Source organism: Pelagibius sp. 7325 (genome assembly GCF_037652055.1).
GTDB lineage: Bacteria > Pseudomonadota > Alphaproteobacteria > Kiloniellales > Kiloniellaceae > Pelagibius.
Genome location: NZ_JBBKAH010000009.1, coordinates 1 through 13,617 on the forward strand (window position 1 = coordinate 1; position 13,617 = coordinate 13,617).

General features: G+C 68.2%; 12 protein-coding genes. 8 read left to right on the forward strand and 4 right to left on the reverse strand.

Features of this window, described 5'->3' with window-relative positions:
• From WDC82_RS18400 to WDC82_RS18430, 7 genes are all read left to right on the forward strand, one after another.
• Positions 1-790, forward strand: a 790-nt coding sequence (locus WDC82_RS18400) for a DUF2497 domain-containing protein (RefSeq protein ID WP_340118845.1), incomplete at its 5' end; no start/stop codon positions are given.
• Positions 791-1,132: 342 nt separating this feature from the next.
• Positions 1,133-3,829 (forward strand): valine--tRNA ligase, encoded by a 2,697-nt coding sequence (locus WDC82_RS18405; protein WP_340118847.1) that lies wholly within the window; start codon positions 1,133-1,135, stop codon positions 3,827-3,829.
• Between the two features lie 59 nt (positions 3,830-3,888).
• Positions 3,889-4,308, forward strand: coding sequence for a DUF6314 family protein (locus WDC82_RS18410; protein WP_340118848.1), 420 nt, complete (start codon positions 3,889-3,891; stop codon positions 4,306-4,308).
• A gap of 63 nt (positions 4,309-4,371) precedes the next feature.
• The gene (locus WDC82_RS18415; protein WP_340118849.1) at positions 4,372-4,983 is read left to right on the forward strand and encodes a biotin transporter BioY; all 612 of its coding nucleotides are present in this window, start codon (positions 4,372-4,374) and stop codon (positions 4,981-4,983) included.
• A 354-nt stretch (positions 4,984-5,337) separates the two neighbouring features.
• Positions 5,338-7,077, forward strand: a complete 1,740-nt coding sequence (gene ilvD / locus WDC82_RS18420; RefSeq protein WP_340118850.1) for a dihydroxy-acid dehydratase — start codon at positions 5,338-5,340, stop codon at positions 7,075-7,077.
• A 38-nt stretch (positions 7,078-7,115) separates the two neighbouring features.
• Positions 7,116-8,639, forward strand: a complete 1,524-nt coding sequence (locus WDC82_RS18425) for a M81 family metallopeptidase (protein WP_340118851.1) — start codon at positions 7,116-7,118, stop codon at positions 8,637-8,639.
• Positions 8,640-8,830: 191 nt separating this feature from the next.
• Positions 8,831-9,427 (forward strand): PilZ domain-containing protein, encoded by a 597-nt coding sequence (locus WDC82_RS18430; protein ID WP_340118852.1) that lies wholly within the window; start codon positions 8,831-8,833, stop codon positions 9,425-9,427.
• A 129-nt stretch (positions 9,428-9,556) separates the two neighbouring features.
• Here the strand turns inward: WDC82_RS18430 and WDC82_RS18435 are convergent, their stop codons facing one another.
• Positions 9,557-9,826, reverse strand: a complete 270-nt coding sequence (locus WDC82_RS18435; RefSeq protein ID WP_340118854.1) for a GIY-YIG nuclease family protein — start codon at positions 9,824-9,826, stop codon at positions 9,557-9,559.
• A gap of 404 nt (positions 9,827-10,230) precedes the next feature.
• On the opposite strand from WDC82_RS18435, the gene WDC82_RS18440 reads away from it, so the two are divergent.
• Positions 10,231-11,400, forward strand: a complete 1,170-nt coding sequence (locus tag WDC82_RS18440; RefSeq protein ID WP_340118855.1) for an MFS transporter — start codon at positions 10,231-10,233, stop codon at positions 11,398-11,400.
• 4 nt (positions 11,401-11,404) lie between these two features.
• Here the strand turns inward: WDC82_RS18440 and WDC82_RS18445 are convergent, their stop codons facing one another.
• From WDC82_RS18445 to erpA, 3 genes are all read right to left on the reverse strand, one after another.
• Entirely contained in the window at positions 11,405-12,238 is an 834-nt protein-coding gene (locus WDC82_RS18445; protein ID WP_340118856.1) for a rhomboid family intramembrane serine protease, read from the reverse strand.
• 163 nt (positions 12,239-12,401) lie between these two features.
• Positions 12,402-13,193 carry an exodeoxyribonuclease III gene (locus WDC82_RS18450; RefSeq protein ID WP_340118857.1) on the reverse strand — a complete coding sequence of 264 codons (792 nt, stop codon included), beginning with the start codon at positions 13,191-13,193 and terminating at the stop codon, positions 12,402-12,404.
• Positions 13,194-13,226: 33 nt separating this feature from the next.
• Positions 13,227-13,574 (reverse strand): iron-sulfur cluster insertion protein ErpA, encoded by a 348-nt coding sequence (gene erpA, locus WDC82_RS18455; protein WP_340118858.1) that lies wholly within the window; start codon positions 13,572-13,574, stop codon positions 13,227-13,229.
• Positions 13,575-13,617 lie beyond the last annotated feature (43 nt).

Consider the following 13,617-nt stretch of genomic DNA (forward strand, 5'->3'; position numbering starts at 1 on the left):
TGCGCCAAAGCCCGCGGCCGCCGCGCCTGCGCCTGCGCCTGCGCCTGAAGCCGCACCGCCGCCAGCCGCCGAAGCGGCCGCCGGCGGCCGGGGCGCCGACAACATCCTGGAACTGACCAAGATGGTCGCCGAGGACGGCAGCATCGTCGACCTTGAGGCCCAGCCGGAAACCGCCGAGGAAGCCCCCGGGGACGCAGGCTCCGAGGCGGCAAGCGACGAGGCGGCGGAAGCCGCCGGCGACGCCGCCGAAGCGGCCGAGGAGACCCCGGAGGAAGTGCCGGAGGCGGCCGCGGAAGAGGCGGCCGTAGAGGTCGAGCCGGAATCAGAGCCCGAGCCGGAAGCAGAAGCAGCGGAAGAACCCGCTGAAGAGTCCGCCGACGCGGCGGATGACGTCGTCGCCGAAGAGGCAGCCGCCGAGATGGCGGCGGCCGAGGATTCCGGGGCAGAAGACCTCGGCGCAGAAGACCTCGGCGCAGAGGACCTGGACGCCGGCGAGGCCGCCACGGGCCAGACATTGGCGCCGGCCGGCGAGGACGACGGCAACGAGTACGTCTCGGCCGATACCTCCGCGCTGGCCACGGCTTCCCTCGCGGCGGTCACCAAGGCCGCCATGGCCAACCGCCAGGGCGGCGCTGTCGCCATCGGCGGCGGACGGACCCTGGAGGAGCTGGTGCGCGAGTCCCTGGCCCCCGAGCTGAAGGGCTGGCTGGACGAGAACCTTCCCGACCTGGTCGAGCGCATCGTCCGCGAGGAGATCCGCAAGATGGTGCGTCGCGCCGAGGATCAGTAGGTTTCTCAATAAGATATTTCCTGTTGTTCAACCGTATTCTCACTTGTCACCCCGGACAAGTGAGCGCCAGCGAACGCGATCCGGGGACTACGGCAACGCCAAGCTCCCGTATTGCCGCGTAAAATGGCGGAATGCCCCGACCAGCCTATGGTGAGGTCGGAGCCCGGTCCGTCGGTGGTTCCCGGCTCGCGCTCGCTTAGCGCTCGCTTGGCCGGGATGACAGCCTGAGTGGGACGCCCGCCGCCCCGCCCTATGGCGCAAGCCAGCCCCATCTGCTAGACCCCTGCGCTGACGCGCGCTCGCGCGCCCCATCACGGTGACAGTGCAAGAGGACGGCCAGCAATGCTGGAGAAGACCTATTCGCCCGACGAGGTCGAGGCTCGGCAGTATTCCCGCTGGGAGGCCGCCGATGCCTTCTCGGCCAAATTCGACGAGAGCAAAGAACCCTTCACCATCATGATCCCGCCGCCCAACGTCACGGGCAGCCTGCACATGGGTCATGCGCTGAACAACACGATCCAGGACATCCTGTGCCGCTACCAGCGCATGCAGGGCCGCGACGTGCTGTGGCAGCCGGGCACCGACCATGCCGGCATCGCGACGCAGATGGTGGTCGAGCGCCAGCTGGCCGCGGAGGGCATCGAGCTGGACCGCGGCATGCCGCTGGCGCCGGGCAACACCCGCCAGATCGGCCGCGAGGAATTCATCGAGCGCGTCTGGAAGTGGCGCGCGCAGTCCGGCGGCACGATCCTGAAGCAGCTGCGCCGCCTGGGCGCCTCCTGCGACTGGCAGCGCGAGCGCTTCACCATGGACGAGGGCCTATCGCAGGCGGTGCTGAAGGTCTTCGTCCAGCTCTACCGCGAGAAGCTGATCTATCGCGACAAGCGGCTGGTGAACTGGGACCCGCGCTTCCACACCGCGATCTCCGACCTGGAGGTCGAGCAGAAGGAGACGGACGGCCACCTCTGGCACTTCAAGTATCCCATCGAAGGGGAAGAGGGCCGCTTCATCACCGTGGCGACGACCCGCCCGGAGACCATGCTGGGCGACACCGCCGTGGCGGTGCATCCGGACGACGAACGCTACAAGGACCTGGTCGGCAAGTTCGCGGTGCTGCCGCTGGTCGGCCGGCGCATCCCCATCGTCGCCGACGACTACGCCGATCCCGAGCAGGGCTCCGGCGCGGTGAAGATCACCCCGGCGCACGACTTCAACGACTTCGAGGTCGGCAAGCGCCACGGCCTGGAGATGATCAACGTCTTCGACCGCGACGCCCACATGAACGACGCGGTGCCGCAAGACTATCGCGGCCTCGACCGCTTCGCGGCGCGCAAGCAGGTGGTCGCGGATATCGAGGCGCTGGGCCTCTTGGAGAAGATCGACCCGCACAGGCACACGGTGCCGCACGGCGACCGCTCCGGCGTGCCGATCGAGCCCTATCTGACCGACCAGTGGTACGTCGACGCGGCAACCCTCGCCAGGCCCGCCATCGCCGCGGTGGAAAGCGGCAAGACCGTCTTCGTGCCCAAGCAGTGGGAGAAGACCTATTACGAGTGGATGCGCAACATCCAGCCCTGGTGCATCTCGCGCCAGCTGTGGTGGGGCCATCAGGTGCCGGCGTGGTACGGGCCGGACGGCGCGGTCTTCGTCGCCCACGACGAGAGCGAGGCGGCAGAGCAGGCGAAGACGCACTACGGCAAGGCGGTGGAGCTCACCCGCGATCCCGACGTGCTGGACACCTGGTTCTCCTCGGCGCTGTGGCCCTTCTCGACGCTGGGCTGGCCGGAGGAGACGCCGGCGCTGAAGCGCTATTACCCCGGCGACGTGCTGGTCACCGGCTTTGACATCATCTTCTTCTGGGTCGCCCGCATGATGATGGACGGCCTGCACTTCATGGACGGCGAGGTGCCCTTCCACACCGTCTACATCCACGCCCTGGTGCGCGACGAGAAGGGCCAGAAGATGTCGAAGTCCAAGGGCAACGTTTTGGATCCCCTGGACCTCATCGATAAGTTCGGCGCCGACGCCGTGCGCTTCACCTTGACCGCGCTGGCCGCCCAGGGCCGCGACATCAAGCTGTCGGAGAGCCGCATCGAGGGCTACCGCAACTTCTGCACCAAGATCTGGAACGCGGCGCGCTTCTGCGAGATGAACGAGTGCCGCTACGAGCCCGGCTACGATCCCGCCGCCAATCAACAGCGGGTGAACCGCTGGATCGTCAGCCAGCTGGCCCAGACCGAGCCCAAGGTGCGCAAGGCTATCGAGGACTACCGCTTCAACGAGGCGGCCCAGGCGCTCTACCAGTTCATCTGGAACACCTACTGCGACTGGTACCTGGAATTCGCCAAGCCGCTGTTCCAGGGCGACGACGCGGCGGCCAAGGCGGAGACCCGCGCCACCGCGCTCTGGGTGCTGCACAAGGCGCTCTTCCTGCTGCACCCGATCATGCCGTTCCTCACCGAGGAGCTCTGGCAGCAGAGCGGCCCAGGTGAAGGGGGGGTCGGCGAGAACCTGATGACGCTCTCCGACTGGCCCGCCTTCGATGCGGGCCTGATCGACGCCGAGGCCGATGCCAGCCTCGGCTGGGTGGTGCGCCTGATCAGCCAGATCCGCGCCGTGCGCTCGGAGATGAACGTGCCGCCGGGCGCCAAGATCGCCCTCATCGTGAACGACGCCTCCGCCGCATCGAAGGCGCGTTTCGCCGATCACGAGGCGCTCATCCGGACGCTGGCGCGCGTCGAGACCCTCGTCTTCGACCAGCCGGTGCCCAAGGGCTCGGTGCAGGACGTGCTGGACGAGTGCGCCCTGGTGCTGCCGCTGGCCGAGGTCATCGACCTCGCGCAGGAGCGCCAGCGCCTGCAGAAGGAGATGGACAAGCTGAACGGCGAGATCGTGAAGCTCGACAAGAAGCTCTCCAATGAGCAGTTCCTCGCCAAGGCGCCGGACGATGTGGTCGCCGAGCAGCGCGAGCGGCTCGCCGACAGCCGCCAGACCCTGTCGAAGCTGCAGAGTGCATTGGACCGGCTCGCTTCCGCATAAGGCGGTGGATAGTCGTCGTGGAGAACGAAGTAAAACATCTTCAGATCAATGATTTGAAGATGTTTCTTCATGGAATATGGCGGCTGGAGCGATCGCTCGACGATCGCCGCGCCGGCCAGCGCGGCAGTCTGAACGGGGAGGCGGTCTTCACGGAACAGGGCGGCGACCTGCTGTACCGGGAAGCGGGCCACCTCAGCATCGGCGGTCATGCCCATCCGGTCTACGAGGGACCCGCGCTGCAGTCCTACCGCTACGCCTTTCCCGCGTCGGCGCGCGCCGCGGTCCACTTCCGCGACGGCCGCTTCTTCCACGATCTCGACCTGACGGGCGGCGCCTGGGGCTGCGTGCATCTCTGCGGTCCCGACCGCTACGAGGGCGCGTTCACGGTGCTGGATGCGGATACTTGGCGCGTTGTGTGGCGCGTCACCGGGCCGCGCAAGGACCTGATACTTGACAGCAGCTATCGCCGGGCGCTGTAAGATGGGCTACAAACTTCGCGAGAATCCGACACTCGGCACGGAAGGGAACGGCACGACATGGCAATGACGGATACTGCAGTACGGCACGACACCCTGGCGGCGGCCCTGTGGCCCAGCCACGGGAAGCTGGCGGAGATGAACGGCCTCGCGCGGGCGAGCCTGCTGGCGCTGGTCGGCTCGCTGCTGCTCTACGCCTCGGCCAAGGTCCAGGTGCCCTTCTACCCGGTGCCGATCACCATGCAGACCTTCGCCGTGCTGGTCATCGGCATGGCCTACGGCTGGCGCCTGGGCGGCGCCACCGTGGCCTTCTACCTGGCCCAGGGCGCCGTCGGCCTGCCGGTTTTCGCCGGCACGCCGGAAAAGGGCCTGGGCCTCGCCTACATGGCCGGGCCGACCGGCGGCTACCTGCTGGGCTTCCTGCTGGCCGCCATCGCCGTCGGCTGGCTGGCCGAGCGCGGCTGGGACCGCAGCGTCCTGAAGACCCTCGCGGCCATGGTGCTGGGCACGGCGATCATCTTCGCCCTGGGCGTGCTCTACCTCGGCGCCCTGATCGGCTGGGACAAGCCGGTGCTCGACTTCGGCCTCTATCCCTTCCTGCCGGGGGCGGTCTTCAAGATCGGCCTCGCCGCCGCGGTGCTGCCGCTGGCCTGGAAGGCGGTTTCCAAGCGCGGGTGATCGCTGCCGCCCGCCCCATTTGTCACCCCGGACAAGTGAGCGTCAGCGAGCGCGATCCGGGGTCTACCGAAGGCGCGGGCTCCCAGCGTTGCTAGAGTTGCGGCTGTCAGCAACCGATTAGTCGAGGCCGGACGCCTGGTCGTCCGGTGGATCCCGGCTCGCGCTCGCAAGCGCGCTTGGCCGGGATGACGCGTTGGGAGGCGACTAGGGTAAGCGTGCATCTCGCGCTCCCGCGTCCCGGACAGCGCATAGCGGCATTCGCATTTCGCGGTGGTGGGGCCCGGTCCGGCCCGCTATTCTCCGCGCTAAATCACGAAAATCCTTGAGGGATCAAGAGAGGGAGACCGTCCGACCATGCCGCTCGATTCCAAGCCCAACCCCACCTTCGACAAGTCCAAGCTGCCGAGCCGCTACGTCTCGGTCGGCCCGGAGAGCGCGCCGCATCGCTCCTATTATTACGCGATGGGCATGACGGAGGAGGAGATCGCCCAGCCCTTCGTCGGCGTGGCGACCTGCTGGAACGAGGCGGCGCCCTGCAACATCTCGCTGTCGCGCCAGGCCCAGTCTGTGAAGCGCGGCGTCAAAGCCGCCGCCGGCACCCCGCGCGAGTTCTGCACGATCACGGTGACCGACGGCATCGCCATGGGCCACCAGGGCATGAAGTCCTCGCTGGTCAGCCGCGATCTCATCGCCGATTCCGTCGAACTGACCATGCGCGGCCACTGCTACGACGCGCTGGTCGGCTTGGCCGGCTGCGACAAGTCGCTGCCCGGCATGATGATGGCCATGGTGCGGCTCAACGTCCCCTCGGTCTTCATGTACGGCGGCTCCATTCTGCCGGGCCGCCTGCACGGCAAGGACATCACCGTGCAGGACGTCTTCGAGGCCGTCGGCGCGCACTCCGCCGGCAAGATCAGCGACGAGGAACTGCACGCGGTGGAATGCGCGGCCTGTCCCTCCGCCGGCTCCTGCGGCGGCCAGTTCACCGCCAACACCATGGCCTGCGTGTCGGAGGCCATCGGCCTCGCGCTGCCCGGCTCGGCCGGCGCGCCGGCGCCCTATGAATCGCGCGACGCCTATGCCGAGGCCTCGGGCCACGCCGTCATGCACGCGCTGGCGCAGGGCATCCGCCCGCGCGACATCGTCACCCGCAAGGCGCTGGAGAACGCCGCGCGCGTGGTCGCCTGCTCGGGCGGCTCGACCAACGCCGGCCTGCACCTGCCGGCCATCGCGCACGAGTGCGGCATCGACTTCGACCTCCACGCGGTCACCGAGATTTTCCGCTCGACGCCCTACATCGCCGACCTGAAGCCGGGCGGCCGCTACGTCGCCAAGGATCTCTTCGAGATCGGCGGCGTGCAGGTCATCATGCGGGCGCTGCTGGACGGCGGCTACCTGCACGGCGACTGCATCACCGTGACCGGCAAGACCATCGCGGAGCAGCTGGAAGGCGTCACGCTGCCGAAGGACCAGGACGTCGTGCGCTCCTGCGCCGACCCGATCACGCCGACCGGCGGCGTCGTCGGCCTGAAAGGCAACCTGGCTCCCGAAGGCGCCATCGTGAAGGTGGCCGGCATGAAGAACCAGAAGTTCCGCGGCTCGGCCCGCGTCTTCGACTGCGAGGAGGACGCCTTCAAGGCGGTCGAGAACCGCGACTACAAGGAAGGCGAGGTGATCGTCATCCGCTACGAAGGACCCAAGGGCGGCCCGGGCATGCGCGAAATGCTCTCCACCACCTCCGCGATCTACGGCCAGGGCATGGGCGACAAGGTCGCGCTCATCACCGACGGGCGCTTCTCCGGCGCCACGCGCGGTTTCTGCATCGGCCACGTCGGCCCGGAAGCGGCGGTTGGCGGTCCCATCGGCCTCTTGGAGGACGGCGACATCATCGTCATCGACGCCGTCGCCGGCACCATCGACGTCGAGCTCTCCGACGACGAACTCGCCAAGCGCAAGGCCAAGTGGCAGCCGCGCAAGCACGACTACCAGTCGGGCGCCATCTGGCGCTATGCCGCCACCGTCGGCCCGGCCTACAAGGGTGCCGTGACCCATCCCGGCGCCGCGGCCGAGACCCATGTTTACGCCGACATTTAGCGTCTACGCGGATATCTAGAAGCGAGGGACCGGCAGACATGGCCCGCATCGCCTTCGGCGGCTTCCAGCACGAGACCAACACCTTCGCGCCGTCGAAGGCGACCTACGACGACTTCCTGAAGCCGGGGGCCTGGCCGGGCCTCACGCGCGGCGCGGCGCTGTTCGATGCCATCGCCGGCATCAACATCCCGGTCGCCGGCTACGTCGAGGCGGCGAAGGCGCAGGGTCATGAGCTGCTGCCGCTGGTGTGGACCAACGCGACGCCTTCGGCCCAGGTGACCGAGGACGCCTACGAGCGCGTCGCGGCGATGCTGCTGGAAGATCTCGCCAAGCTGGTCAGGCTGAAGGAACTCGATGCGCTCTATCTCGATCTGCACGGCGCCATGGTCGCCGAGCACGTCGATGACGGCGAGGGCGAGCTGCTGGCCCGCGTGCGCGATCTCGTCGGGCCGGACCTGCCGATCGCCGTCAGCCTGGACCTCCACGCCAACGTGACACAGCGGATGGTCGATCTCTCCGACTATCTCGACATCTACCGCACCTATCCGCACGTCGACATGGCGGCGACCGGCCGCCGCGTCGCGGTGCAGCTGGACGCGCTGCTGAAGGGCGAGGGCGGCCGCTTCAAGGCGTTCCGGCAGATGCCCTTCATGATCCCGCTGACCAGCGGCTGCACCTACGAGGGGCCGGCCAAGGAGGTCTACCGCGAGGTGAAGCTGCTGGCGCAGGAGCCGGGTGTCGCCGGGGTCTCCTTCGCCTGCGGCTTCTGCCCGGCCGACTTCCCCGGCGCCGGCGCCTCGCTGGTCGCCTACGCGACCTCGCAGGCCGCCGCCGATGCTGCCGCCGACAACCTCTTCGAAGCCGCCCTGGAGCGCGAGTCGGGCTTCGCGCTGGAGGCGCTGCAGCCGACCGAGGCGGTGCGCGAGGCGATGCGGATCGCGGCCCATGCCGACAAGCCGGTGGTGCTGGCCGATGCGCAGGACAACCCCGGCGGCGGCGGCAATGCCGACACCACCGGCCTGCTGCGGGCGCTCATCTCCGAGCGCGCCGAGGGCGCCGTGCTGGCCAACCTCTACGATCCGGCGGCGGCCGAGGCGGCCCATGCGGCGGGCGAAGGGGCGGAGATCACCCTGGCCCTCGGCGGCCGCTCGCGGGTGCCGGGCGACGCGCCCTACGAGGCGACCTTCACGGTGGTGCGTCTCGGCGACGGCCAGTGCACCGGCACCGGACCGTTCTACAAGGGCGCCCACATGAAGCTGGGCAAGACCGCCCTGCTGCAGAAGGACGGCGTGCAGGTCGCCGTCGCCTCGGCCAAGGTGCAGCTGGCCGACCAGGCGATGCTGCGCCACCTGGGCGTCGAGCCGAGCGCCCAGAAGATCCTGGCGCTGAAATCCTCGGTCCACTTCCGCGCCGACTTCCAGCCCATCGCCGAGGCGGTGCTGGTGGTGGTGTCGCCGGGCCCCGTGGTGCTCGACAATCGCGAGCTGCCGTTCCGCCGCCTGCGCCCCGGCCTGCGCATCATGCCGGGCGGCCCGGTGTTCCAGCCGGTCGCCGCAGAGTAGCGCCAAAGCCCTGAGTTTCCTGGACTTTCCGCGGGATTTCTCGCCTTTTCGGCGATTTGTGCTCTTCGCCACTTGTTAACGGAGCGGCGCAATACTCGCGATGCGGAGTGCTTTCCTGGGCCGTGCTCTGCGCGCGGCGCCGGGACGGCAGGTGGGGGTCCCTTGCGAGGGACGAGCAGGGCAGTGGTGCGATGGCGGAAGCAAGTATTATCGAACAGCGGATCGCGGTGGAGCAGCCGGGCAAGCTGCAGAGCCCCGACGGCGTTCTCGACTGCGAGATCGTCACCCTGTCGCGGCGCGGTGCCCAGGTGCGCCTGAGCGAGCCCCTCGCCGCGGAGCCGCGCGAGCTGTTCCTGTCGATCAGCGGCTTCGGCCAGCTGGCGTGCCGCGTGATGAGCCGCGACGGCGACACTGCGGAACTGCGCTTCCTCGGCGACCCCGAGACCCAGGACGCGGTGTTCCAGGAAATCCTCGCCCACGTCGGCGACGAGGAGGGGCGGCGGCGCTATCTCCGGCGGTCGGTGCTGTGGCCGGGCACCCTGAAGTGGGGCAAGGGCCAGATGGACTGCACCATCCTCAACATGTCGCTGGGCGGCGCCAAGGTGGCGTTGAGCCAGGAACGCGCCTGCAGCGGCGGCGTCACCCTGTACGGCGACCGCTTCGAAGGGCTGCCGGCCACGGTGGTGTGGCAGCGCGGCCGCGTCGTCGGCCTGCAGTTCAAGCAGGCGCCGGGCGAGGTGGCCCGCGTGCTGGGCAACGTGCTGCCGGCGATCAGGGTCTCTGCGTAAGCTTGCGTCCCCGTCCTTGGAGATGCCCGCTGCGCGGGCTCCTCAGGATGAGGACCTTGTGTGAATCCGATATCCAAGCTTCATCCTGAAGAGCGGATCATGAGGACCGCGTCTCGAAGGAAGAGGCGACTATCCGGACTTACGCGACGCCAGGCGCCGGATTAAGGCGAAGTCGCCCTTGATCAGGGCTTCTTTCTTGGCCCTGTTCCAACCTTTGATCTGGCGCTCGACGGCAATCGCATCGGTGAAGTTGTCAAACTCCTGGGACCACATCAACGTCACCGGTCGCCGAGAGGAGGTGTAGCTTCGGGGGATGCCCGCATTGTGCTCGGCAATCCGTTCCTCCAGCGACTTCCTTGTGGACCCGACATAGAAACTGCCGTCGGCGCAGCGCAGCATGTAAACGAAGGCGGGCAGGCCAGGCCCTCCATGGCGCCACGGCCCTCGTCCTTCGAGACGCCCGCTGCGCGGGCTCCTCAGGATGAGGACCTTGTTAAGGGAGGAAGCAGATTCCAGTTTTCGCTCGAGAAACTCAAGCCTCATCCTGAGGAGCGGGCCGCGAGGACCGCGTCTCGCCTGCCTACGCGACGCCGCGGCGGCGTCGCGTAGGCAAAACTTGGGGACGAGGCGTTTATCCGCAGCCACGGTCCGCGGCCTGATTGCAGCGCTGGCTCTGGCAAAGCGGCGTGATTTCAGACAAGTTGTGACGGCGTGACGCGCCCGCCGCCCGTGCAGGTCTCGGCGGGGCATCGCGGCGGTCGAAGTTCTTCAGCAAGGCGTTCAGCGTGGAAATCCGGTTTCCGATGTGGTTGCGCGTGGTCGACCGGCCCGGCGCGCGCGAGTTTGCCGTTCTCTCCGCGGTGGAGGCCTTCTCCCGCGCCATCATCGCCGGTGTCATCCCGCTGGAGGCCCATGCCCTGCTGGTCGAGGCGCAGACCATCAGCCTGGTCTACGCCGGCGTCGGCATTGTCGCCTTCGCCACCAGCTTCATGGTGCCGCTGCTGCTGCTGGGCGTGCGGCGCAAGTGGATCTTCTCCTTCGGCACCCTCTGCATGGTGGCCGCGCCGCTCTTGATGCTGCTGTCCGAGGTGGTGCCCTTCGTCACCGCGCTGCAGATACGCAGTCTCGCGGTGGTCAGCGTGAACATCGCTCTCAATCTCTATATCCTGGACTACATCCGGCGGAAGGACTTCGTCGCCAGCGAGCCGCTGCGGCTCGCCTTTCTCGGCATCTCCTGGTTCATCGGCCCGGCCTTCGGCATCTTCCTCTACAGCGAGGTCGGCCTGCTGCCGGTCTGCCTGGTGAGTGCCGGCTTCGCGCTCGCCGCGCTCGCCTACTTCTGGTATCTGCGCATCGTCGAGAGCCCGACCGTGGCGCCGGCGACGCGGCGCGCGCCGATGCCGTGGAACAACATCCGCCGCTACCTCAGCCAGCCGCGCCTGCGTCTTGCCTGGATCATTCCCTTCGGGCGCAGCACCTTCTGGACCACCTTCTTCGTCTACCCGGCGCTCTACATCGTGCAGCAGGGCGGCGACGAGGCGATCATCGCGGTGATGCTCTCGGCCGGGCAGGGGCTGCTGTTCTTCGCGCCGCTGGTCGGGCGCATCGGGCGGCGCCACGGCATCCGCCGCATCATCATCGGCGCCGCGGTGCTGAGCGGCGTGACCTCGATCGTCGCCGGCCTGCTGCAGCCGAGTCCGCTGGTCACCGCCGCGCTCTTCGTCTTCGCCGCCATCGGCGCGGCAGCGCTCGACGCGCTCGGCAACATTCCCTTCCTGCGCGCGGTGCACCACTACGAGCGTTCGGAGATGACCTCGGTGTTCCGCACCTACATCGAAGCCTCGCAGCTGCTCCCCGCCGCCGCCTACGCGGCGGTGCTGACGGTGGCGCCGCTCTCGTCGGTCTTCGTGGTGCTGGGCGTGGTGCTGCTGGTCAGCGCCTGGTACGCGCGCTACCTGCCGAAATCACTCTAGAGCCTCAGCCCCAGGGCCCCTTGCGCCGCCCTTGCGATCCGCCGGGCGGGTCGTTGCGGCGCCGGGTCGTGGTCGCCTCGTCCGGATAATGGTCGGGGCGTCGGCGGTGCCGCTGCACCGTGCCGCCGCGCAGCACGACGCCGGTCGGCGGATCGCCCAGGCCGAACAGCGGCACCGCCTTGTAGCGGAAGACGAAGATGAGCACGGCGCCGGCGACGAAGCCGCCGATGTGCGCCCACCAGCCGACATTCTCCGCGGCCGGGCCGCCGAAGGCGGCGAAGAACTGGAAGCCGAACCAGAAGAGCAGCAGCAGCCAGGCCGGCAGGTAGAGCGGAATGAAGACGATCGGCACCAGCACCCGCGCCTTTGGATGCAGAATCAGGTAGGCGCCGAGCACGCCGGAGATCGATCCGCTGGCGCCGATCAGCGGCGCCGTTTCGGCGGGGTTGAAGGCGACCTGCGCCAGGGCCGCGGCAACGCCGCAGACCAGGTAGAACAGCAGGAAGCGGGCATGGCCCATGGCGTCCTCGACGTTGTCGCCGAAGACCCAGAGGAAGAGCATGTTGCCGGCGAGGTGCATGAAGCCGCCGTGCAGGAACTGGTATGACAAGAGCGTGACGAAGGGATCGGCCATCACCAACTCGGGCGACAGCCCGGCGCTGCCGGTCAGCACCGCGGGAATGACGCCGAGCCCGTAGACCAGCCGCACGAAGCCTTCCTGGCCGCCGGCCATCTGGCCCAGATAGGCGAGGATGCTGACGATTAGCAGTCCGTAGGTCGTCCACGGCCGCGCCAGCAGCGTGCGCGGCGTGGTGTCGTGCAGCGGGATGAAGGGCATGTGCCCTAGCCGGTCGCGAGAGTTGCGCGGCGGCGTCTTGCCTCGTCCTTCGAGACGGGCCTGCCGGCCCTCCTCAGGATGAGGCAAGACTCACACTCAATCGACCTCATGCTGAGGAGCGAGCGGGAGCGAGCGTCTCGAAGCACGAGGTTGATCGGCACGGCTAGGCCCCGTCGCGCAGGCGGCAGACCACGGGGGTGTGGTCGGAGGCCTTGGGCTCGCCGCGGGGGCCGCGGTCGACGTCGCAGGCCTCCAGCCGGTCGGCGGCCTGGGGCGACAGCAGGAAGTGGTCGATCCTGAGGCCGTGGTCGTTCTGCCAGCCGCCGCCCTGGTAGTCCCAGAAGGTGTAGAGGTGCGGCTCGGCGTGCAGCGCCCTCAAGGCGTCGGTGTAGCCGAGGTTCAACAGGGTGCGGAAGCGCTGGCGGCTTTCCGGCTGGGCCAGGGCATCGCCGGCGAAGGCGCGCGGGTCGTAGACGTCCTCGTCCTGTGGGATGACGTTGTAGTCGCCGCCCAGCACCACCGGCTCCTCGCTGGCCAGCAGTTCCTGGGCATGGGCGATGAGGCGGTCCATCCAGGCCAGCTTGTAGGGGAATTTCTCGGTCTTGATGGGGTTGCCGTTGGGCAGATAGATCGAGGCGACGCGCAGGCCCCCGATCGTCGCTTCCAGATAGCGCGCGTGATCGTCGCCGTCGTTGCCGGGCAGGCCGGTCATGACGTCCTCGATGGGCGACTTGGCGAGGATGGCGACGCCGTTATAGGTCTTCTGGCCGTGGGTGACGACGTTGTAGCCGAGATCCTCGATCTCCAGGCGCGGGAAGTTGTCGTCGATGCACTTCAGCTCCTGCAGCAGCGCGATGTCCGGCGCGGCCGATTTCAGCCACGCCAGGACGTTGGGCAGGCGCGCCTTGATGGAGTTGACGTTCCAGGTCGCAATCGTGGTGGTGGTAGCGGTCATGGCCCAGTTCTTTAGGCCAGATCGCGCAGGCGATCAAATCGCAAACGACGAGCCGCAGCCGCAGGAAGAGGTCGCGTTGGGGTTGGTGATCTTGAAGGCGGCGCCGCCGAGATCCTCGACGAAGTCGACCTGGGCGCCGGCCAGCAGTTCCAGCGAGGTCTCATCGACCACGGCGGTGACGCCCTCGCGCTGGAAGGTGCGGTCGTCCGGGTTCACCGTGTCGTCGAAGGAAAAGCCGTACTGGAAGCCCGAGCAGCCGCCGCCGGAGACGGAGACGCGCAGCATCAAGTCCGCCTGCCCCTCCTGCTGGATGAGGTAGGCGATCCGCTTGGCCGCCCGCGCCGAGAGGGAGAATTCCAGGGTATCCGCCGCTGTCGTCATCGCTTTTCCTTAACCACGTTCCGCCGGCCCGAAAGGCCGGGGA